Source organism: Streptomyces sp. NPDC028991 (assembly GCF_055564775.1).
On record NZ_JBVHVP010000002.1, the window covers coordinates 289,818 to 309,951 of the forward strand.

Annotated in this window: 33 protein-coding genes; 32 read left to right on the forward strand and 1 reads right to left on the reverse strand. The window is 67.3% G+C overall.

What is annotated here, in order from left to right; translation table 11 throughout:
• Positions 1-161: 161 nt before the first annotated feature.
• Positions 162-1,667: a SulP family inorganic anion transporter gene (locus tag ACZ4V1_RS05415; RefSeq protein WP_468329688.1), complete on the forward strand. Its 1,506-nt coding sequence runs from the start codon at positions 162-164 to the stop codon at positions 1,665-1,667.
• Between the two features lie 193 nt (positions 1,668-1,860).
• Here the strand turns inward: ACZ4V1_RS05415 and ACZ4V1_RS05420 are convergent, their stop codons facing one another.
• Complete coding sequence (locus tag ACZ4V1_RS05420; RefSeq protein ID WP_468329691.1) at positions 1,861-2,238, reverse strand: hypothetical protein; 378 nt, start codon at positions 2,236-2,238, stop codon at positions 1,861-1,863.
• Positions 2,239-2,696: 458 nt separating this feature from the next.
• On the opposite strand from ACZ4V1_RS05420, the gene rpsJ reads away from it, so the two are divergent.
• The 31 genes from rpsJ (at position 2,697) to truA (ending at position 20,113) form a co-directional block, all read left to right on the forward strand.
• Entirely contained in the window at positions 2,697-3,005 is a 309-nt protein-coding gene (gene rpsJ, locus ACZ4V1_RS05425; RefSeq protein ID WP_003948644.1) for a 30S ribosomal protein S10, read from the forward strand.
• Positions 3,006-3,022: 17 nt separating this feature from the next.
• Positions 3,023-3,667 carry a 50S ribosomal protein L3 gene (gene rplC / locus ACZ4V1_RS05430; RefSeq protein WP_055418369.1) on the forward strand — a complete coding sequence of 215 codons (645 nt, stop codon included), beginning with the start codon at positions 3,023-3,025 and terminating at the stop codon, positions 3,665-3,667.
• Positions 3,668-3,675: 8 nt separating this feature from the next.
• Positions 3,676-4,335: a 50S ribosomal protein L4 gene (rplD, locus tag ACZ4V1_RS05435; protein WP_310871732.1), complete on the forward strand. Its 660-nt coding sequence runs from the start codon at positions 3,676-3,678 to the stop codon at positions 4,333-4,335.
• Positions 4,335-4,754: a 50S ribosomal protein L23 gene (gene rplW, locus ACZ4V1_RS05440; protein ID WP_003974265.1), complete on the forward strand. Its 420-nt coding sequence runs from the start codon at positions 4,335-4,337 to the stop codon at positions 4,752-4,754. Before rplD ends, rplW begins: the two co-directional genes overlap by 1 nt.
• Before the next feature lie 40 nt (positions 4,755-4,794).
• Complete coding sequence (gene rplB / locus ACZ4V1_RS05445; RefSeq protein WP_019329639.1) at positions 4,795-5,631, forward strand: 50S ribosomal protein L2; 837 nt, start codon at positions 4,795-4,797, stop codon at positions 5,629-5,631.
• A 12-nt stretch (positions 5,632-5,643) separates the two neighbouring features.
• Positions 5,644-5,925 carry a 30S ribosomal protein S19 gene (rpsS, locus tag ACZ4V1_RS05450; RefSeq protein WP_055418366.1) on the forward strand — a complete coding sequence of 94 codons (282 nt, stop codon included), beginning with the start codon at positions 5,644-5,646 and terminating at the stop codon, positions 5,923-5,925.
• A 42-nt stretch (positions 5,926-5,967) separates the two neighbouring features.
• Positions 5,968-6,315: a 50S ribosomal protein L22 gene (rplV, locus tag ACZ4V1_RS05455; RefSeq protein ID WP_003974262.1), complete on the forward strand. Its 348-nt coding sequence runs from the start codon at positions 5,968-5,970 to the stop codon at positions 6,313-6,315.
• Positions 6,315-7,154: a 30S ribosomal protein S3 gene (gene rpsC / locus ACZ4V1_RS05460; protein ID WP_055418365.1), complete on the forward strand. Its 840-nt coding sequence runs from the start codon at positions 6,315-6,317 to the stop codon at positions 7,152-7,154. Before rplV ends, rpsC begins: the two co-directional genes overlap by 1 nt.
• 5 nt (positions 7,155-7,159) lie before the next feature.
• Entirely contained in the window at positions 7,160-7,579 is a 420-nt protein-coding gene (gene rplP, locus ACZ4V1_RS05465; RefSeq protein ID WP_004927269.1) for a 50S ribosomal protein L16, read from the forward strand.
• A complete protein-coding gene (rpmC, locus tag ACZ4V1_RS05470; protein WP_003998824.1) occupies positions 7,579-7,803 on the forward strand; it encodes a 50S ribosomal protein L29 in 225 nt (74 codons plus the stop codon). The genes rplP and rpmC overlap by 1 nt, the downstream gene beginning before the upstream one ends.
• Complete coding sequence (gene rpsQ / locus ACZ4V1_RS05475; RefSeq protein ID WP_055418364.1) at positions 7,803-8,090, forward strand: 30S ribosomal protein S17; 288 nt, start codon at positions 7,803-7,805, stop codon at positions 8,088-8,090. The genes rpmC and rpsQ overlap by 1 nt, the downstream gene beginning before the upstream one ends.
• A gap of 105 nt (positions 8,091-8,195) precedes the next feature.
• Complete coding sequence (gene rplN / locus ACZ4V1_RS05480; protein WP_030831680.1) at positions 8,196-8,564, forward strand: 50S ribosomal protein L14; 369 nt, start codon at positions 8,196-8,198, stop codon at positions 8,562-8,564.
• Between the two features lie 2 nt (positions 8,565-8,566).
• On the forward strand, positions 8,567-8,890 hold the full coding sequence (gene rplX / locus ACZ4V1_RS05485; RefSeq protein WP_003974256.1) for a 50S ribosomal protein L24: 324 nt from the start codon (positions 8,567-8,569) through the stop codon (positions 8,888-8,890).
• Positions 8,890-9,447 (forward strand): 50S ribosomal protein L5, encoded by a 558-nt coding sequence (gene rplE / locus ACZ4V1_RS05490; RefSeq protein WP_003974255.1) that lies wholly within the window; start codon positions 8,890-8,892, stop codon positions 9,445-9,447. Before rplX ends, rplE begins: the two co-directional genes overlap by 1 nt.
• 5 nt (positions 9,448-9,452) lie before the next feature.
• Positions 9,453-9,638, forward strand: a complete 186-nt coding sequence (locus ACZ4V1_RS05495) for a type Z 30S ribosomal protein S14 (RefSeq protein ID WP_003948630.1) — start codon at positions 9,453-9,455, stop codon at positions 9,636-9,638.
• A 209-nt stretch (positions 9,639-9,847) separates the two neighbouring features.
• Positions 9,848-10,246, forward strand: a complete 399-nt coding sequence (gene rpsH / locus ACZ4V1_RS05500) for a 30S ribosomal protein S8 (RefSeq protein ID WP_026248232.1) — start codon at positions 9,848-9,850, stop codon at positions 10,244-10,246.
• Positions 10,247-10,270: 24 nt separating this feature from the next.
• Positions 10,271-10,810: a 50S ribosomal protein L6 gene (rplF, locus tag ACZ4V1_RS05505; RefSeq protein ID WP_055418362.1), complete on the forward strand. Its 540-nt coding sequence runs from the start codon at positions 10,271-10,273 to the stop codon at positions 10,808-10,810.
• Between the two features lie 3 nt (positions 10,811-10,813).
• On the forward strand, positions 10,814-11,197 hold the full coding sequence (gene rplR / locus ACZ4V1_RS05510) for a 50S ribosomal protein L18 (RefSeq protein WP_055418361.1): 384 nt from the start codon (positions 10,814-10,816) through the stop codon (positions 11,195-11,197).
• 41 nt (positions 11,198-11,238) lie between these two features.
• Entirely contained in the window at positions 11,239-11,844 is a 606-nt protein-coding gene (gene rpsE, locus ACZ4V1_RS05515; RefSeq protein WP_055418360.1) for a 30S ribosomal protein S5, read from the forward strand.
• A gap of 2 nt (positions 11,845-11,846) precedes the next feature.
• A complete protein-coding gene (gene rpmD / locus ACZ4V1_RS05520) occupies positions 11,847-12,029 on the forward strand; it encodes a 50S ribosomal protein L30 (protein ID WP_055418359.1) in 183 nt (60 codons plus the stop codon).
• 2 nt (positions 12,030-12,031) lie between these two features.
• Positions 12,032-12,487 (forward strand): 50S ribosomal protein L15, encoded by a 456-nt coding sequence (gene rplO / locus ACZ4V1_RS05525; RefSeq protein WP_003974249.1) that lies wholly within the window; start codon positions 12,032-12,034, stop codon positions 12,485-12,487.
• Between the two features lie 242 nt (positions 12,488-12,729).
• Positions 12,730-14,043 carry a preprotein translocase subunit SecY gene (gene secY / locus ACZ4V1_RS05530; protein WP_468329702.1) on the forward strand — a complete coding sequence of 438 codons (1,314 nt, stop codon included), beginning with the start codon at positions 12,730-12,732 and terminating at the stop codon, positions 14,041-14,043.
• Positions 14,043-14,696, forward strand: coding sequence for an adenylate kinase (locus ACZ4V1_RS05535; protein WP_468329705.1), 654 nt, complete (start codon positions 14,043-14,045; stop codon positions 14,694-14,696). Before secY ends, ACZ4V1_RS05535 begins: the two co-directional genes overlap by 1 nt.
• 130 nt (positions 14,697-14,826) lie before the next feature.
• Positions 14,827-15,663, forward strand: coding sequence for a type I methionyl aminopeptidase (gene map, locus ACZ4V1_RS05540; RefSeq protein WP_468329708.1), 837 nt, complete (start codon positions 14,827-14,829; stop codon positions 15,661-15,663).
• A gap of 182 nt (positions 15,664-15,845) precedes the next feature.
• On the forward strand, positions 15,846-16,067 hold the full coding sequence (gene infA / locus ACZ4V1_RS05545) for a translation initiation factor IF-1 (protein ID WP_004927214.1): 222 nt from the start codon (positions 15,846-15,848) through the stop codon (positions 16,065-16,067).
• Positions 16,068-16,134: 67 nt separating this feature from the next.
• Positions 16,135-16,248 carry a 50S ribosomal protein L36 gene (gene rpmJ / locus ACZ4V1_RS05550; protein WP_003974245.1) on the forward strand — a complete coding sequence of 38 codons (114 nt, stop codon included), beginning with the start codon at positions 16,135-16,137 and terminating at the stop codon, positions 16,246-16,248.
• 188 nt (positions 16,249-16,436) lie between these two features.
• Positions 16,437-16,817, forward strand: a complete 381-nt coding sequence (gene rpsM / locus ACZ4V1_RS05555; protein ID WP_003974244.1) for a 30S ribosomal protein S13 — start codon at positions 16,437-16,439, stop codon at positions 16,815-16,817.
• 66 nt (positions 16,818-16,883) lie between these two features.
• Positions 16,884-17,288, forward strand: coding sequence for a 30S ribosomal protein S11 (gene rpsK, locus ACZ4V1_RS05560; RefSeq protein ID WP_003948617.1), 405 nt, complete (start codon positions 16,884-16,886; stop codon positions 17,286-17,288).
• A 143-nt stretch (positions 17,289-17,431) separates the two neighbouring features.
• The gene (locus ACZ4V1_RS05565) at positions 17,432-18,454 is read left to right on the forward strand and encodes a DNA-directed RNA polymerase subunit alpha (RefSeq protein WP_003966937.1); all 1,023 of its coding nucleotides are present in this window, start codon (positions 17,432-17,434) and stop codon (positions 18,452-18,454) included.
• A 161-nt stretch (positions 18,455-18,615) separates the two neighbouring features.
• Positions 18,616-19,116 (forward strand): 50S ribosomal protein L17, encoded by a 501-nt coding sequence (rplQ, locus tag ACZ4V1_RS05570; protein WP_468329712.1) that lies wholly within the window; start codon positions 18,616-18,618, stop codon positions 19,114-19,116.
• A 142-nt stretch (positions 19,117-19,258) separates the two neighbouring features.
• Positions 19,259-20,113: a tRNA pseudouridine(38-40) synthase TruA gene (truA, locus tag ACZ4V1_RS05575; RefSeq protein ID WP_468329715.1), complete on the forward strand. Its 855-nt coding sequence runs from the start codon at positions 19,259-19,261 to the stop codon at positions 20,111-20,113.
• The last annotated feature ends 21 nt before the right edge of the window (positions 20,114-20,134 follow it).

Genomic DNA, 20,134 nt, shown 5'->3' on the forward strand with positions numbered 1-20,134 from the left:
TGCCCGGCCGCCTGCGCGCGCCGCCCTGCCTCGCGTCCCCCTCGACTTCCGGCCCCGTCCAGTGGGTCGTCCGCGGGCTGCCGGTCCGGCCCCGCGGGTCCTTCCCGCACGCCTCCGGCCTGCCGCTGGGGTGTGCCCGAGCACGACAGGTACCCGTCTCCTTGTCTTCTGCTGCTGTGACTCCCGCCGCGCGGCTGCGCGACCTCAAGCCGGACTGGCTCAACAACCCGAAGGTCTGGCGCACCGAGGTCCTCGCCGGCCTGGTCGTCGCCCTGGCACTGATCCCCGAGGCGATCTCCTTCTCGATCATCGCCGGTGTCGACCCCGCGATCGGCCTGTTCGCCTCGTTCACCATGGCCGTGGTCATCTCGATCGTCGGCGGCCGACGCGCGATGATCTCCGCCGCCACCGGCGCCATCGCCCTCGTGATCGCCCCCCTGAACCACGAGTACGGCCTGGGCTACCTGGTCGCCGCCGTCATCCTCGCCGGCGTCATGCAAGTGATTCTGGGCGCGCTCGGGGTGGCGAAGCTGATGCGCTTCGTGCCGCGCTCGGTGATGGTCGGCTTCGTCAACGCCCTGGCGATCCTGATCTTCATGGCCCAGGTGCCCGAGATGCACGACGTGCCCTGGGCCGTCTACCCGCTGATCATCGGCGGCCTCGCCCTCATGGTCTTCTTCCCGAGGGTCACCAAGGTGATCCCGGCCCCGCTCGTCTCCATCGTCATCCTCACCGTCATCACCGTCGCGGCCGGCATTGCGGTACCGGCCGTCGGCGACAAGGGCGCCCTGCCGTCCTCCCTGCCCGTTCCCGGCCTGCCGGACGTGCCGTTCACCCTGGACACCCTGACGACGATCGCCCCGTACGCCTTCGCGATGGCACTGGTCGGCCTGATGGAGTCCCTGATGACCGCCAAGCTGGTCGACGACATCACCGACACCCACTCCTCCAAGACCCGCGAGTCCATCGGCCAGGGCATCGCCAACATCGTCACCGGCTTCTTCGGCGGCATGGGCGGCTGCGCCATGATCGGCCAGACCATGATCAACGTGAAGGTGTCCGGCGCCCGCACCCGCCTGTCCACCTTCCTCGCCGGCAGCCTTCTGATGGTCCTGTGCATCGTCTTCGGCCCGGTCGTCTCCGACATCCCCATGGCCGCCCTGGTCGCCGTCATGATCATGGTGTCCTTCGCGACCTTCGACTGGCACTCCATCGCGCCCAAGACCCTCAAGCGGATGCCCGCCGGGGAGATCGCCGTGATGGTCATCACCGTGACCGCGGTGGTCGCCACCCACAACCTCGCCATCGGCGTCGTCATCGGCACGATCACCGCCATGGTCATCTTCGCCAAGCGCGTCGCCCACCTCGCCCACGTCACCGCCGTCACCGACCCCGACGGCGGCACGGTCGTCTACCGGGTCACCGGCGAGCTGTTCTTCGCCTCTTCCAACGACCTCGTCGGCCAGTTCGACTACGCGAACGACCCCGGGAAGGTCGTCATCGACCTCTCCTCCGCCCACGTCTGGGACGCGTCCTCCGTCGCCGCTCTCGACGCGATCGAGACGAAGTACGAGCAGCGCGGCAAGACGGTGGAGATCACCGGCCTGAACGACCCCAGCGCCGACCTCCACGGCAAGCTCACCGGCGAACTCGCCGGCAGCCACTGACCCCCGCGGCGCACCCGCACAGCAGGGGACCCCGGCCCGGCGGGCCGGGGTCCTCCCGTCTCGTCCCGGCGCTCTGCCCGGGCATGGACTCGGTCCGGCTCCGGGCACCCTTGCCGGACCGGGTCCTGAAGCGCCTCACCGGGAGGATCCGCTGACCGTCCCGGCACGACGGTGATCGAATCGCACCGGTGCCTCAGCGCTCCGTCCCGGGACCGGACGCCTTCGCCAGGCGGGACAGCAGCTTGGCGTAGACCGTCGTCGCCGCCGCGACCACGGTCGCGATGCTCGACAGGGCCAGGATGCCGAGCAGTGCCGGCCACTGGCGCAGTTCGCTGTCACAGAAGTAGCCGTCCCGTTGGAGCGGTGCGATCAGCGGGCCCTCGCAGCGCGGCACACCGTCGTGGGACTCGGGGCCATAAGAGGAGAGCATCAGGAACGCGAACCACATCCACAGCCCGACCGCCACGATGATCCACCCGACCGACCACTTGTCCGCGCGGCCGGCGTCCCGAAGCGCCTGGGGCTCCTCCCCAACGCCGGCCTTCGCCTCGCCCGAGTCGGTTGCCGTCACGTCTTCCCCCAGTTGTTCGACGGTCCCCTGCCGAACGACCCTACCGATCCCTAGTTTGATCTCCGCCGCCTCCGGGGTATTCTCCTCGCCCCGATTCGCCAGCCCCCCGCCCCGTATGGCAGACTAACGGGGTTGCTCGGTCGAGTGCCGATGCTGCGCGCCTCCCGCCGGGGGGACCGGAAGCGAGTCCCACAGTACTCGTCGTCCCTGATCAGGGACGGAAGTACGGGAATCTTCCGGGAAGCGTCAGCGGGGTGCAGGCCAGGCACCCGGTGGGCCTCTCGCCCCCGGCCTGCGGTTCCGGAAGGGCCCGCGACTCCCACTGCAGGGAAGTCCCGTAAGGGACATTCATGTCAGCGAGAGCGCGACACGCCCGACCGCGTGGGTCGGAGGGGGAGCGGAACAGCAAGGGACCACCGGGTCCAGAGCGTTACGAGAGACAGGACTACTGAGTAGCCATGGCGGGACAGAAGATCCGCATCCGGCTCAAGGCCTACGACCACGAGGTCATCGACTCTTCGGCGAAGAAGATCGTCGAGACGGTGACTCGCACTGGTGCGTCGGTCGCGGGCCCGGTGCCGCTGCCCACTGAGAAGAACGTGTACTGCGTCATCAAGTCGCCGCACAAGTACAAGGACTCGCGCGAGCACTTCGAGATGCGCACGCACAAGCGCCTGATCGACATCCTCGACCCGACCCCCAAGACCGTTGACTCTCTGATGCGACTCGACCTCCCGGCCGGTGTCGACATCGAGATCAAGCTCTGAAGGCCGGTGATCTGAGAATGGCTAAGCAGATCAAGGGCATCCTGGGCGAGAAGCTCGGCATGACGCAGGTGTGGGACGAGAACAACCGTGTTGTTCCGGTCACCGTCGTCAAGGCCGGCCCCAATGTCGTCACCCAGGTCCGCACGAACGACGTCGACGGCTACGAGTCCGTCCAGATCGCGTTCGGCGAGATCGACCCGCGCAAGGTGAACAAGCCCCTCAAGGGCCACTTCGCCAAGGCCGACGTCACCCCCCGCCGTCACCTCGTCGAGATCCGTACGGCCGACGCCGCCGAGTACACGCTCGGTCAGGAAGTCACCGCCGAGGTCTTCGAGTCCGGCATCAAGGTCGACGTCACCGGCAAGAGCAAGGGCAAGGGCTTCGCCGGTGTCATGAAGCGTCACAACTTCAAGGGCCTCGGCGCCGGACACGGCACCCAGCGCAAGCACCGCTCGCCCGGTTCCATCGGTGGCTGCGCCACCCCGGGCCGCGTGTTCAAGGGCCTCCGCATGGCCGGCCGCATGGGCAACGAGCGGGTCACCACCCAGAACCTGACCGTCCACGCCGTTGACGCGGAGAAGGGTCTGCTGCTCATCAAGGGCGCGGTTCCCGGTCCGAACGGCGGCCTCGTCCTGGTCCGCACCGCGGCCAAGGGGGCCTGAGGTAACCGATGAGCACTGTTGACATCCTTTCGCCTGCCGGCGAGAAGACCGGAAGCGTCGAGCTCCCCGCGGAGATCTTCGGCGTGGAGAAGATCAGCATCCCGCTGATCCACCAGGTCGTCGTCGCGCAGAACGCCGCTGCCCGCCAGGGCACGCACAAGACCAAGCGTCGCGGCGAGGTCCGTGGTGGCGGCAAGAAGCCGTACCGCCAGAAGGGCACCGGCCGCGCCCGCCAGGGTTCGACCCGTGCGCCGCAGTTCGCCGGCGGTGGCGTCGTCCACGGCCCGCAGCCGCGTGACTACTCGCAGCGGACCCCGAAGAAGATGAAGGCCGCGGCCCTGCGCCACGCCCTCACCGACCGGGCCCGCCACGACCGCATCCACGTCGTCACCGGCGTCATCGAGGGCGACAACCCGTCCACGAAGGCCGCCCGGACGCTGTTCGGCAAGATCTCGGAGCGCAAGAACCTGCTCCTGGTCGTCGACCGCGCCGACGAGGCCGCGTGGCTGTCCGCCCGCAACCTGCCCCAGATCCACATCCTGGAGCCGGGCCAGCTGAACACGTACGACGTTCTCGTCTCGGACGACGTGGTCTTCACCCAGGCCGCTTTCGAGTCCTTCGTGTCTGGCCCCAACAAGGCCGCTGACACCGAAGGGAGCGAAGCCTGATGGCTACGCGTCACCCGAGCATCGCCTCCAAGGCGGCCAAGGCCGCCAAGGCCGCGCGCGTCGCCAAGGCGCGCCGCCACGAGGCCGAGGGCAAGAACACCGTCGTCACGCCGGCCAGCAAGGCGTTCACGGACCCCCGTGACGTGCTGCTGAAGCCGGTCGTCTCCGAGAAGAGCTACGCGCTCCTCGACGAGAACAAGTACACGTTCGTCGTCGCCCCGGGTTCCAACAAGACCCAGATCAAGGAAGCCGTCCAGGCGGTCTTCTCGGTCAAGGTCACCGGGGTCAACACGATCAACCGCCAGGGCAAGCGCAAGCGGACCCGCACGGGCTTCGGCAAGCGTGCCGACAGCAAGCGCGCGATCGTGACCCTCGCCGAGGGCGACCGTATCGACATCTTCGGCGGTCCGACCTCCTGACGGAGGTCCGGATCGTCCGGAATCGGACGAGGACTGAGAAATGGGAATCCGCAAGTACAAGCCGACTACGCCGGGCCGTCGTGGCTCGAGCGTCGCCGACTTCGTCGAGGTCACGCGGTCCACGCCGGAGAAGTCGCTGGTCCGCCCGCTGCACAGCAAGGGCGGCCGTAACAACGCCGGTCGTGTGACCGTTCGCCACCAGGGTGGCGGACACAAGCGCGCCTACCGCGTGATCGACTTCCGTCGTCACGACAAGGACGGCGTGCCGGCGAAGGTCGCGCACATCGAGTACGACCCCAACCGCACCGCGCGCATCGCGCTGCTGCACTACGCCGACGGCGAGAAGCGCTACATCCTCGCCCCGCGCAACCTGCAGCAGGGTGACCGCGTCGAGAACGGTCCCGGGGCCGACATCAAGCCGGGCAACAACCTGGCCCTCCGCAACATCCCGGTCGGTACCACGATCCACGCGATCGAGCTCCGTCCCGGTGGCGGTGCCAAGTTCGCCCGCTCCGCCGGTGCCTCCGTGCAGCTGCTCGCGAAGGAGGGCCAGATGGCCCACCTGCGCATGCCGTCCGGAGAGATCCGCCTGGTCGACGTGCGCTGCCGCGCCACCGTCGGCGAGGTCGGCAACGCCGAGCAGAGCAACATCAACTGGGGCAAGGCGGGCCGTAAGCGCTGGCTGGGCGTTCGCCCGACCGTGCGTGGTGTGGTCATGAACCCGGTAGACCACCCGCACGGTGGTGGCGAAGGCCGTACCTCGGGTGGTCGCCACCCGGTGTCCCCCTGGGGCAAGAAGGAAGGCCGTACTCGTTCGCCCAAGAAGGCGTCGAACAAGTACATCGTCCGCCGCCGCAAGACGAACAAGAAGCGCTAAGGACGGGTTGAGATGCCTCGTAGCTTGAAGAAGGGACCCTTCGTCGACGACCACCTGATCAAGAAGGTGGACACGCAGAACGAAGCCGGTTCCAAGAACGTCATCAAGACCTGGTCCCGTCGCTCGATGATCGTCCCGGCGATGCTCGGCCACACGATCGCGGTGCACAACGGCAAGACCCACATCCCGGTGTTTGTCACCGAGTCCATGGTCGGCCACAAGCTCGGCGAGTTCTCGCCGACGCGCACCTTCCGGGGTCACGTCAAGGACGACCGGAAGTCGAAGCGCCGCTAGCAGCGGGGTGGAATGACCATGACAGACACTGGAAGGACAACCATGGAAGCCAGGGCCCAGGCGCGGTACATCCGCGTCACGCCCATGAAGGCCCGCCGCGTGGTGGACCTTATCCGTGGCATGGATGCCACGGAGGCTCAGGCGGTCCTGCGTTTCGCCCCGCAGGCCGCGAGCGTGCCGGTCGGCAAGGTGCTGGACAGCGCCATCGCCAACGCCGCGCACAACTACGACCACACCGACGCCGACAGCCTCTTCATTTCCGAGGCCTACGTCGACGAGGGCCCGACCCTGAAGCGGTTCCGGCCGCGCGCCCAGGGCCGCGCCTACCGGATCCGCAAGCGGACCAGCCACATCACCGTGGTCGTCAGCAGCAAGGAAGGAACCCGGTAATGGGCCAGAAGGTAAACCCGCACGGGTTCCGGCTCGGTGTCACGACCGACTTCAAGTCGCGTTGGTACGCCGACAAGCTGTACAAGGACTACGTCAAGGAAGACGTCGCCATCCGTCGGATGATGACGTCCGGCATGGAGCGCGCCGGCATCTCGAAGGTCGAGATCGAGCGCACCCGTGACCGCGTGCGGGTGGACATCCACACCGCTCGTCCCGGCATCGTCATCGGCCGCCGCGGCGCCGAGGCCGACCGCATCCGCGGTGACCTGGAGAAGCTGACCGGCAAGCAGGTCCAGCTGAACATCCTCGAGGTCAAGAGCCCGGAGACGGACGCTCAGCTGGTGGCCCAGGCCGTCGCCGAGCAGCTCTCCTCCCGCGTCTCCTTCCGTCGTGCCATGCGCAAGAGCATGCAGGGCACGATGAAGGCCGGCGCCAAGGGCATCAAGATCCAGTGCGGCGGCCGCCTCGGTGGCGCCGAGATGTCCCGCTCGGAGTTCTACCGCGAGGGCCGTGTGCCCCTGCACACGCTCCGCGCGAACGTGGACTACGGCTTCTTCGAGGCCAAGACGACCTTCGGCCGCATCGGTGTGAAGGTCTGGATCTACAAGGGCGACGTCAAGAACATCGCCGAGGTCCGCGCCGAGAACGCCGCTGCCCGCGCCGGCAACCGCCCGGCCCGTGGTGGCAACGACCGCCCGGCCCGTGGTGGCCGCGGTGGCGAGCGTGGCGGTCGCGGTCGCAAGCCGCAGCAGCAGTCCGCGCCGGCTGCCGAGGCCCCCAAGGCCGACGCTCCCGCCGCCGCTGCCGCTCCGGCTGAGAGCACCGGAACGGAGGCCTGACCGAAATGCTGATCCCCCGTAGGGTCAAGCACCGCAAGCAGCACCACCCGAAGCGCCGTGGTCAGGCCAAGGGCGGTACGACGGTTGCGTTCGGCGAGTACGGCATCCAGGCCCTCACGCCGGCGTACGTGACCAACCGCCAGATCGAGGCGGCCCGTATCGCGATGACCCGCCACATCAAGCGTGGCGGCAAGGTCTGGATCAACATCTACCCGGACCGCCCGCTCACGAAGAAGCCGGCCGAGACCCGCATGGGTTCCGGTAAGGGTTCGCCGGAGTGGTGGATCGCGAACGTGCACCCGGGCCGGGTCATGTTCGAGCTGTCCTACCCCAACGAGAAGATCGCCCGTGAGGCGCTGACTCGTGCGGCCCACAAGCTGCCGATGAAGTGCCGGATCGTCAAGCGCGAGGCAGGTGAAGCGTGATGTCGGCCGGTACCAAGGCGTCCGAGCTGCGCGAACTGGGTGACGAGGAGCTTCTCGCGAAGCTCCGCGAAGCCAAGGAAGAGCTGTTCAACCTCCGCTTCCAGGCGGCGACGGGTCAGCTCGAGAACCACGGTCGGCTCAAGGCCGTCCGCAAGGACATCGCGCGGATCTACACCCTGATGCGTGAGCGCGAGCTGGGCATCGAGACGGTGGAGAGCGCCTGATGAGCGAGAGCAACGTGACTGAAGAGACGAAGGCCGGCCGCGGCTTCCGCAAGACCCGTCAGGGTCTGGTCGTCAGCGACAAGATGGACAAGACCGTCGTCGTCGCCGTCGAGGACCGCGTGACGCACGCGCTGTACGGCAAGGTCATCCGCCGTACCAACAAGCTCAAGGCTCACGACGAGCAGAACGCCGCGGGTGTCGGCGACCGTGTCCTCCTCATGGAGACCCGGCCGCTGTCCGCGACGAAGCGCTGGCGCGTCGTCGAGGTCCTCGAGAAGGCCAAGTAATTCCTGCGGGCAAACCCGCAGGTCAGTTCCGCCAGGCTCGGCAGGGGCTTCTCCTCGTGAAGAGGCGGCCCCTGCCGGGAACCGGCAGACAATCAGGAGATAGACGTGATCCAGCAGGAGTCGCGGCTTCGTGTCGCCGACAACACGGGTGCGAAGGAAGTCCTCTGCATCCGTGTGCTCGGTGGCTCGGGCCGCCGCTACGCGGGTATCGGTGACGTCATCGTCGCCACCGTCAAGGACGCGATCCCCGGTGGCAACGTGAAGAAGGGTGACGTCGTCAAGGCGGTCATCGTTCGCACCGTCAAGGAGCGCCGCCGTCCGGACGGCTCGTACATCCGCTTCGACGAGAACGCCGCCGTCATTCTGAAGAACGACGGCGACCCTCGTGGCACCCGTATCTTCGGCCCCGTCGGCCGTGAGCTGCGCGAGAAGAAGTTCATGAAGATCATCTCCCTCGCGCCGGAGGTGCTGTGAGCATGAAGATCAAGAAGGGCGACCTGGTCCAGGTCATCACCGGTAAGGACAAGGGCAAGCAGGGCAAGGTCATCGCGGCCTTCCCCCGTGAGGACCGTGTCCTGGTCGAGGGTGTCAACCGGGTCAAGAAGCACACCAAGGCCGGGCCGACCGCTCGCGGTTCGCAGGCCGGCGGCATCGTGACCACCGAGGCCCCGATCCACGTCTCCAACGTCCAGCTGGTCGTGGAGAAGGACGGCAACAAGGTCGTCACGCGCGTCGGTTACCGCTTCGACGACGAGGGCAACAAGGTTCGCGTTGCCAAGCGGACGGGTGAGGACATCTGATGGCTACCACCACCACTCCGCGTCTGAAGACGAAGTACCGCGAGGAGATCGCGGGCAAGCTGCGTGAGGAGTTCTCCTACGAGAACGTCATGCAGATCCCCGGCCTCGTCAAGATCGTGGTCAACATGGGTGTGGGCGACGCCGCCCGCGACTCCAAGCTGATCGAGGGCGCCATCCGCGACCTCACCACGATCACCGGTCAGAAGCCGGCCGTCACCAAGGCCCGCAAGTCCATCGCGCAGTTCAAGCTGCGTGAGGGCCAGCCGATCGGTGCCCACGTCACGCTCCGTGGCGACCGCATGTGGGAGTTCCTGGACCGCACCCTGTCGCTCGCGCTGCCGCGCATCCGCGACTTCCGTGGTCTGTCCCCCAAGCAGTTCGACGGCCGTGGCAACTACACCTTCGGTCTCACCGAGCAGGTCATGTTCCACGAGATCGACCAGGACAAGATCGACCGCACCCGGGGTATGGACATCACCGTGGTGACCACGGCGACCAACGACGCTGAGGGCCGCGCGCTCCTTCGTCACCTCGGCTTCCCCTTCAAGGAGGCGTGAGCGAGATGGCGAAGAAGGCCCTGATTGCCAAGGCTGCTCGCAAGCCCAAGTTCGGTGTTCGTGGCTACACGCGCTGCCAGCGCTGCGGCCGCCCGCACTCCGTCTACCGCAAGTTCGGCCTGTGCCGCGTGTGCCTTCGTGAGATGGCTCACCGTGGCGAGCTGCCGGGCGTGACCAAGAGTTCCTGGTAATCCGGTAATTCCGGGTTATTCAGACTCTCGGTAAGCATCTGGGTCGGCAGGGGCCCGCCCGCACATGCCTTAGGCTTGTGTAGTTGGGCGTCTGCCGCCCGTACGACTTACTACGCCGTAGGTCCACCGCGCCGCACCCGTCCCGTCTCGGATCGGGGAGAGGGATGGCGCACCAGGAAACCCCGGCGAGAGAGGCCGAAGGCCAATTCATGACCATGACTGATCCGATCGCAGACATGCTTACGCGTCTGCGGAACGCGAACTCGGCGTACCACGACTCCGTGACGATGCCGGCGTCCAAGATCAAGTCTCACATCGCGGAGATCCTCCAGCAGGAGGGCTTCATCACGGGCTGGAAGACCGAGGACGCCGAGGTTGGCAAGAACCTCGTCCTCGAGCTGAAGTTCGGCCCGAACCGTGAGCGCTCCATCGCGGGCATCAAGCGGATCTCCAAGCCCGGTCTCCGGGTTTACGCGAAGTCCACCAACCTGCCCAAGGTGCTGGGCGGCCTCGGCGTGGCGATCATCTCCACGTCGCACGGGCTCCTCACCGACAAGCAGGCCGGCAAGAAGGGCGTAGGCGGGGAAGTCCTCGCCTACGTCTGGTAGCGGAAGGGAACGGAGGAAACAGCTATGTCGCGCATCGGCAAGCTCCCCATCGCGGTTCCCGCCGGCGTGGACGTCACCATCGACGGCCGTACGGTCTCGGTCAAGGGCCCCAAGGGTTCGCTGACTCACACCGTCGTGGCACCGATCGACATCGCCAAGGGTGAGGACGGCGTTCTGAACGTCACCCGCCCCAACGAAGAGCGTCAGAGCAAGGCCCTGCACGGCCTGTCCCGCACGCTGGTGGCGAACATGATCACCGGCGTGACCCAGGGTTACGTGAAGAAGCTCGAGATCAGCGGTGTCGGTTACCGCGTGCTCGCCAAGGGTTCGAACCTGGAGTTCTCCCTCGGTTACAGCCACCCGATCCTGGTCGAGGCCCCCGAGGGCATTACCTTCAAGGTGGAGTCGCCGACCCGTTTCTCGGTCGAGGGCATCGACAAGCAGAAGGTCGGCGAGGTTGCGGCCAACATCCGCAAGCTGCGCAAGCCCGACCCGTACAAGGCCAAGGGCGTCAAGTACGAGGGCGAAGTCATCCGCCGCAAGGTCGGAAAGGCGGGTAAGTAAGCCATGGCATACGGACAGAAGATCCTCAAGGGCGACGCCTACAAGCGCGCCGCGATCAAGCGCCGTCACATCCGGATTCGCAAGAATCTCTCGGGTACGGCGGAGCGTCCCCGTCTGGTCGTTACCCGCTCGAACCGCCACATCGTGGCCCAGGTGATCGACGACCTCAAGGGTCACACCCTTGCGTCGGCGTCCACCCTGGACACCTCGATCCGTGGTGGCGAGGCCGACAAGTCGGCGCAGGCCAAGCAGGTCGGCGCCCTGGTCGCCGAGCGCGCCAAGGCCGCGGGTGTCGAGACCGTCGTGTTCGACCGCGGTGGCAACCAGTACGCCGGGCGCATCGCCGCTCTGGCGGACGCCGCCCGCGAAGCCGGACTGAAGTTCTGAGCCGGTTCCGTAGCTAGCGGAAACAGAGAGAGGTAATTCCAATGGCTGGACCCCAGCGCCGCGGTGGCGGTGCCGGTGGCGGCGAGCGGCGGGACCGGAAGGGTCGCGACGGTGGCAACGCCGCCGCCGAGAAGACCGCGTACGTTGAGCGCGTCGTCGCGATCAACCGCGTCGCCAAGGTTGTGAAGGGTGGTCGTCGCTTCAGCTTCACTGCGCTCGTCGTAGTGGGCGATGGTGACGGCACCGTGGGTGTCGGTTACGGCAAGGCCAAGGAGGTGCCGGCCGCCATCGCCAAGGGTGTTGAGGAGGCCAAGAAGCACTTCTTCAAGGTCCCCCGTATCCAGGGCACCATCCCGCACCCCATCCAGGGTGAGAAGGCTGCCGGCGTCGTGCTGCTCAAGCCCGCGTCCCCGGGTACCGGTGTTATCGCCGGTGGTCCGGTGCGCGCCGTGCTCGAGTGCGCCGGTATCCACGACGTGCTGTCGAAGTCCCTGGGCTCCGACAACCAGATCAACATCGTGCACGCGACCGTGGAGGCCCTCAAGGGCCTGCAGCGTCCCGAGGAGATCGCGGCCCGCCGTGGTCTGCCGCTCGAGGACGTCGCCCCCGCGGCTCTTCTCCGTGCACGTGCCGGGGCGGGTGCGTAATCATGGCGCAGCTCAAGATTACGCAGGTCAAGTCCTACATCGGCAGCAAGCAGAACCACCGTGACACCCTGCGTTCCCTTGGTCTCAAGGGGATCAACACGCAGGTCGTCAAGGAGGACCGCCCCGAGTTCCGCGGCATGGTGCAGACCGTCCGCCACCTCGTGACGGTCGAGGAGGTCGACTGATCATGGCGGAGAACAACCCGCTCAAGATCCACAACCTCCGTCCCGCCCCGGGCGCCAAGACCGCGAAGACCCGTGTCGGTCGCGGTGAGGCGTCGAAGGGTAAGACGGCCGGTCGTGGTACCAAGGGTACGAAGGCCCGTTACCAGGTTCCGGAGCGCTTCGAGGGTGGCCAGATGCCCCTCCACATGCGTCTTCCGAAGCTGAAGGGCTTCAAGAACCCGTTCAAGACCGAGTTCCAGGTCGTGAACCTCGACAAGCTGGCCGCGCTCTACCCCGAGGGTGGCGAGGTCACCGTCGAGGGCCTGGTGGCCAAGGGTGCCGTTCGCAAGAACAGCCTCGTCAAGGTCCTCGGCCAGGGCGAGATCTCCGTGGCGCTGCAGGTGACGGTCGACGCCGTCTCCGGCTCCGCCAAGGAGAAGATCACCGCCGCCGGCGGCACCGTCACCGAGCTCGTCTGAACCCTTCAGGCGTCTCGATGACTTGAGCGATCCCAACCGGGGATGCCCCACAAATGGGGTATCCCCGGTTGGTCGTTTCAAGGGAAGTGCTCCCGCCGGTAAGGTGGCCTGCGCTGCCCTCTTTCACGGGTGCGTCACATGGGGCACCCTGGGCGGCAGTTGACCGTTACTTACTAAGTCGTCAGTCGAATCCTCAAGACCGTCACCCTTGACGCAGTAGCGCGGGGGTCGCAGGAGGCACCGTGCTCACCGCGTTCGCCCGGGCGTTCAAGACGCCCGACCTGCGCAAGAAGCTGCTCTTCACGCTCGGCATGATCGTGGTCTACCGGCTCGGTACCCACATCCCCATCCCAGGCGTCGATTACAAGAACGTCCAGGAGTGTGTGGACCAGGCGTCCGGCAACCAGGGCCTCTTCGGTCTGGTGAACATGTTCAGCGGCGGCGCCCTGCTGCAGATCACGGTCTTCGCGCTCGGCATCATGCCGTACATCACGGCGAGCATCATTCTGCAGCTGCTGACCGTGGTGATCCCGCGCCTGGAGGCCCTGAAGAAGGAGGGCCAGGCGGGTACGGCGAAGATCACGCAGTACACCCGCTACCTGACCATCGCGCTCGCGATCCTCCAGGGCACCGGCCTGGTGGCCACCGCCCGCAGCGGCGCCCTCTTCTCCGGCTGCACCGTCGCCGGACAGATCGTCCCCGACCAGGCGATCTTCACCACCATCGTCATGGTGGTCACCATGACCGCCGGTACGGCCGTCGTCATGTGGCTCGGTGAGCTGATCACCGACCGCGGCATCGGCAACGGCATGTCGATCCTGATGTTCATCTCGATCGCCGCGACCTTCCCGTCCGCTCTGTGGGCCATCAAGAAGGAGGGCAACCTGGCGGGCGGCTGGATCGAGTTCGGCATCGTCATCGCCGTCGGTCTCGTCATGGTCGGCCTGGTCGTCTTCGTGGAGCAGGCACAGCGCCGTATCCCGGTGCAGTACGCGAAGCGCATGATCGGCCGCCGCTCCTACGGTGGTACCTCGACCTACATCCCGCTCAAGGTGAACCAGGCGGGCATCATCCCCGTCATCTTCGCCTCGTCGCTGCTCTACATCCCGGCGCTGATCGTCCAGTTCTCCGGCTCGCAGGCGGGCTGGGCCGTCTGGATCCAGAAGAACCTGGCCGATCCCGAGGCCGCGTCGCACATCGCCCTGTACTTCCTCCTGATCGTCTTCTTCGCCTTCTTCTACGTGGCCATCTCGTTCAACCCCGAGGAAGTCGCGGACAACATGAAGAAGTATGGTGGCTTCATCCCGGGCATCCGGGCTGGCCGACCGACCGCTGAGTATCTGAGCTACGTACTCAACCGGATCACCTGGCCGGGTTCGCTGTACTTGGGTCTGATCGCTCTCGTCCCGACAATGGCGTTGGCTGGTTTCGGGGCAAACCAGAACTTCCCGTTCGGTGGTACCAGCATCCTGATCATCGTGGGTGTCGGTCTCGAGACGGTGAAGCAGATCGAGAGCCAGCTCCAGCAGCGCAATTACGAAGGGTTCCTCCGCTGATGCGAATCGTCCTCGTCGGGCCGCCGGGCGCCGGAAAGGGAACGCAGGCCACCCGCCTTGCCGAGACGCTGCACATTCCGCACATCTCCACGGGCGACCTGTTCCGCGCGAACATCAGCCGGCAGACCGAGCTGGGCAAGCTCGCCAAGTCCTACATGGACGCCGGAAACCTGGTGCCGGACGAGGTCACCATCGCCATGGCGAAGGACCGCATGGAGCAGCCCGACGCCGAGGGCGGCTTCCTGCTGGACGGATTCCCGCGCAACGTCTCCCAGGCCGAGGCGCTGGACGAGCTCCTCGAGACCGAGGAGATGAACCTCGACGCGGTGCTGGACCTGGAGGCTCCGGAGGACGAGGTCGTCAAGCGGATCGCCGGCCGCCGCCTGTGCCGCAAGGAGCCGTCGCACGTCTTCCACGTGACGTACTCGCCGCCGGCGAAGGAGGGCGTCTGCGACGTCTGCGGCGGCGAGCTGTACCAGCGGGACGACGACTCCGAGGAGACGGTCCGCAAGCGGCTGGAGGTCTACCACACGCAGACCGAGCCGATCATCGACTACTACAAGGCGCAGGGCCTGGTCGTCACCATCGCGGCGACGGGACCGGTGGCCGAGGTCACGGGTCGTGCGCTGGAGGCGCTCAAGCGCGACAAGTAGTCCTGTCAGTCCGCCGCAGCCGCGGTCCCTCGCTCAGGGGCCGCGGCTGTGCTGTGGGGTGGGGTGGCCCCGCCCCGTATCGTTGGAAGCGTTTCCCCGTACCCTCCGGTCCAGAAAGGCCGCAGTCCCCATGGTGCAGATCAAGAGCCCCGAGCAGATCGCCAAGATGCGTGAGGCGGGCCTGGTCGTCGCCGCCATCCACGCGGCCACGCGCGAGGCCGCCGTGCCCGGCGCCACGACCAAGGACCTGGACCAGGTCGCCCGCAAGGTGCTCACGGAGCACGACGCCAAGCCGAACTTCCTGGGCTACGGCGGCTTCCCGGCGACCATCTGCACCTCCGTGAACGAGGTCGTCGTCCACGGCATCCCGTCTGAGGACGTCGTCCTCAAGGACGGCGACGTCATCTCCATCGACTGCGGCGCGATCATCGACGGCTGGCACGGCGACGCCGCGTACACCGCCTTCGTCGGCTCCGGTCACTCACCGGAGCTGGTGGAGCTCTCCCGGGTGACCGAGGAGTCGATGTGGGCGGGCATCGCGGCCATGAAGCAGGGCAACCGGCTGGTCGACGTCTCCCGCGCCATCGAGACGTACATCCGCCGCCAGCCCAAGCCCGGCGGAGGCAAGTACGGGATCATCGAGGACTACGGCGGCCACGGCATCGGCACCGAGATGCACATGGATCCGCACCTGCTGAACTACGTCGAGCGCCGGCGCGGCAAGGGCCCGAAGCTGGTCCCCGGCTTCTGTCTGGCCATCGAGCCGATGGTGTCCCTCGGCACACCCCGCACGGAGGTCCTGGAGGACGACTGGACGGTCGTCACGACGGACGGCACCTGGTCCTCCCACTGGGAGCACTCGGTGGCCCTCACGGAGCAGGGGCCGCTGGTGCTGACGGCTCCCGACGGCGGCAAGGCGAAGCTGGCGGAGCTGGGCGTCACGGCGGCGCCGGACCCGCTCGCGTGAGCGCTCTGTGCCGGGGTGGTTTCCGTCGCATAACGATCACCCCGGTGGGGCAGGCTACCTCGTTTCGCCTTTCCGGGTGTGCTGACGTAGACTGACTCGTCGGCTCTCGTGCACCCGCATGCCTGCATGCATTCGCACTCCGCAGGGGAGTCGATCAAGGTAGTCGATTCGAAGGGCGAAGCGTGGCCAAGAAGCAAGGTGCCATCGAGATCGAGGGCACTGTCGTCGAGTCTCTTCCGAACGCCATGTTCAGGGTCGAGCTCCAGAACGGCCACCAGGTCCTGGCACATATCAGCGGCAAGATGCGTATGCACTACATCCGCATCCTCCCTGACGACCGGGTCGTGGTGGAGCTGTCTCCGTACGACCTGACGCGTGGCCGGATCGTCTACCGGTACAAGTAGATCTTGCCCACGTCCCGCGTGCTTGCGCGCGGGCCCGCCGGCAACTGACCCGGAGAACCTCACACCCATGAAGGTCAAGCCGAGCGTCAAGAAGATCTGCGACAAGTGCAGGGTGATCCGCCGTCACGGTCGGGTCATGGTCATCTGCGACAACCCGCGCCACAAGCAGCGCCAGGGCTGACGCACGACCGTTCCCTGCGCGATTCGCAAGACTTCGCGCGACGCGAGCTGAACATGTTCATACGCAGGACCCGGGCGCCCAGGCGCCCGACACCCCCGGTTCGGAGGCCGGGGACCCGATCCGTACCTGATACGGCGGCCGGGGACCGGTCCTGTGGAAGACCTCCGAAGATCAACTGGAGCCATTGAATGGCACGCGTTTCCGGTGTTGACATCCCGCGCGAAAAGCGCGTGGAGATCGCCCTCACCTACGTGTTCGGCATCGGCCGGACTCTCTCGCAGCAGACGCTCGCTGCCACCGGCGTGGACCCGAACACCCGTGTTCGCGACCTCTCCGAGGAGCAGCTCGTCGCGATCCGCGAGTACGTCGACAACAACATCAAGACCGAGGGTGACCTCCGTCGCGAGGTCCAGGCCGACATCCGCCGCAAGGTCGAGATCGGTACCTACCAGGGTCTCCGTCACCGTCGCGGTCTGCCCGTCCGCGGTCAGCGCACCAGCACGAACGCCCGTACCCGCAAGGGCCCGCGTCGCGCCATCGCCGGCAAGAAGAAGCCGGGCAAGAAGTAGTCCGCAGCGGACTCGCCGTCCAGCGGTCTTCGCTGTAGGACCGACCACCTCCCGTAGGAGATATAGATGCCCCCCAAGGGACGTCAGGGCGCTGCCAAGAAGGTGCGCCGCAAGGAAAAGAAGAACGTCGCTCACGGCCACGCGCACATCAAGAGCACGTTCAACAACACGATCGTGTCCATCACGGACCCGACCGGCAACGTGATCTCCTGGGCCTCCGCCGGCCACGTCGGCTTCAAGGGCTCCCGGAAGTCCACGCCGTTCGCCGCGCAGATGGCCGCCGAGTCGGCTGCCCGCCGCGCTCAGGAGCACGGCATGCGCAAGGTCGACGTCTTCGTCAAGGGCCCGGGTTCCGGTCGTGAGACCGCCATCCGTTCCCTGCAGGCGACCGGCCTCGAGGTCGGCTCGATCCAGGACGTCACCCCGACGCCGCACAACGGCTGCCGTCCGCCGAAGCGCCGTCGCGTCTGATCCGTCGCGTCCGGCCGGACGCGTCTGATCTCGCTACACCAGGGTTTTCCGGGCGGTACGGCTCTTTCGGGTCGTGCCGCCCGTACCCTTGCAGTACTAGTCGGGCGTCAAATAGCGGGCGCCCCTGACTTAAGGATCACCACATGCTGATCGCTCAGCGTCCCTCGTTGACCGAAGAGGTCGTCGACGAGTTCCGCTCCCGGTTCGTCATCGAGCCGCTGGAGCCGGGCTTCGGCTACACCCTCGGCAACTCCCTGCGCCGTACGCTCCTCTCCTCGATCCCGGGTGCGGCGGTCACGTCCATCCGCATCGACGGTGTCCTGCACGAGTTCACCACCGTGCCGGGCGTCAAGGAGGACGTCACCGACCTGATCCTCAACATCAAGCAGCTGGTCGTCTCCTCGGAGCACGACGAGCCGGTCGTGATGTACCTGCGCAAGCAGGGCCCGGGTCTGGTCACCGCCGCCGACATCGCGCCCCCGGCCGGTGTCGAGGTGCACAACCCCGACCTCGTCCTCGCCACGCTCAACGGCAAGGGCAAGCTGGAGATGGAGCTGACCGTCGAGCGCGGTCGCGGCTACGTCTCCGCCGTGCAGAACAAGCAGGTGGGCCAGGAGATCGGCCGTATCCCGGTCGACTCGATCTACTCGCCGGTTCTCAAGGTCACGTACAAGGTCGAGGCCACGCGTGTCGAGCAGCGCACCGACTTCGACAAGCTGATCGTCGACGTCGAGACCAAGCAGGCCATGCGTCCGCGCGACGCCATGGCGTCGGCCGGCAAGACCCTGGTCGAGCTGTTCGGTCTCGCCCGCGAGCTGAACATCGACGCCGAGGGCATCGACATGGGCCCGTCCCCGACGGACGCCGCGCTCGCCGCCGATCTGGCGCTGCCGATCGAGGAGCTGGAGCTCACCGTTCGGTCGTACAACTGCCTCAAGCGCGAGGGCATCCACTCCGTGGGTGAGCTCGTCGCTCGCTCCGAGGCGGACCTGCTCGACATCCGCAACTTCGGTGCGAAGTCGATCGACGAGGTCAAGGCCAAGCTCGCGGGTATGGGGCTTGCGCTGAAGGACTCGCCTCCCGGGTTCGACCCGACCGCCGCCGCGGACGCGTTCGGCGCGGACGACGACGCGGACGCGGGCTTCGTCGAGACCGAGCAGTACTGAGAGCTCGGTTCGACGGTTCGTTCACGGCCGCCGGCCGGCCGTGGCCGGCCGCGCAGTTCCCCGCGCCCTTCGGGGCGCGGGTCTCCGACGGGCAAACCCGCCCGCTCGGATACTGACCCCGGTACCTGATACGGCCGGGGCAGACACCTAGGAGAAACACCATGCCGAAGCCCACCAAGGGTGCCCGTCTGGGCGGCAGCGCCGCGCACGAGAAGCTGCTCCTCGCGAACCTCGCGAAGTCGCTCTTCGAGCACGGCAAGATCAAGACCACCGAGGCCAAGGCGCGCAAGCTGCGTCCGTACGCCGAGCGTCTGGTCACCAAGGCGAAGAAGGGCGACCTTCACAACCGCCGTCAGGTGCTCCAGGTGATCACGGACAAGAGCGTCGTGCACACGCTCTTCACCGAGATCGGCCCGCGCTACGAGAACCGTCCCGGTGGCTACACCCGGATCACCAAGGTCGGCAACCGCCGCGGCGACAACGCGCCCATGGCGGTCATCGAGCTGGTCGAGGCGCTGACCGTGGCGCAGGAGGCGACCGGCGAGGCCGAGGCCGCCACCAAGCGCGCCGCCAAGGACGCCGAGGTCGCCGAGGCCCCCGAGGCCAAGGTCGACACGACCAAGGCCGACGAGGCTTCCGCCGAGGAGTCGAAGGACGCGTAAGCGTTCCGCCGGGCGCTGTGCGTCGGCGGCCGCGGCTTCGTCGTGGTTGCTCGCGCAGTTCCCCGCGCCCCTTCAGGGCGTTGACGGGCCCGTCCCTTTCGCAGGGGCGGGCCCGCCTTTGCGTGGGTGAGAGGATCCAGGAGTGAGTGACGAAGCGGAGCCCGGGTTCGTACGGGTGCGGCTGGACCTGTCGTACGACGGGAGCGAGTTCTCCGGCTGGGCCAAGCAGGCCGGCGGGCGGCGGACCGTGCAGGGCGAGATCGAGGACGCCCTGCGGACGGTCACGCGGTCCGGTCGGACGTACGAGCTGACGGTGGCGGGGCGGACCGACGCCGGGGTGCACGCCCGGGGCCAGGTCGCCCATGTCGACCTGCCGCGCGAGGTCTGGGCCGAGCACCACGTGAAGCTGCTCAAGCGGCTCGCGGGGCGGCTGCCCAGGGACGTGCGGGTGTGGGCCCTCCGGGAGGCGCCCGGTGGATTCAACGCCCGGTTCTCCGCGGTCTGGCGGCGCTACGCCTACCGGGTCACCGACAATCCCGGCGGCGTCGACCCGCTGCTGCGCGGCCACGTCCTGTGGCACGACTGGCCCCTCGACGTGGACGCCATGAACGAGGCCGCCCGCGGCCTGCTGGGTGAGCACGACTTCGCCGCCTACTGCAAGAAGCGGGAGGGGGCGACGACCATCCGGACCCTCCAGGAGCTGAGCCTGGTGCGCGGCGACGACGGCATCGTCACGGCCACCGTGCGGGCCGACGCCTTCTGCCACAACATGGTGCGCTCCCTGATCGGGGCCCTGCTGTTCGTCGGCGACGGGCACCGAGGGCCCGACTGGCCGGGGAAGGTGCTCGCGGCCGGCGTACGGGACTCGGCCGTGCACGTCGTACGGCCGCACGGGCTGACGCTGGAGGAGGTCGGCTATCCGGCCGACGAGCTGCTGGCGGCCCGCAACAGGGAGGCGCGGAACAAGCGGTCCCTGCCCGGAGCCGGCTGCTGCTGAGCCGGCCCGCGGCCACGAGTG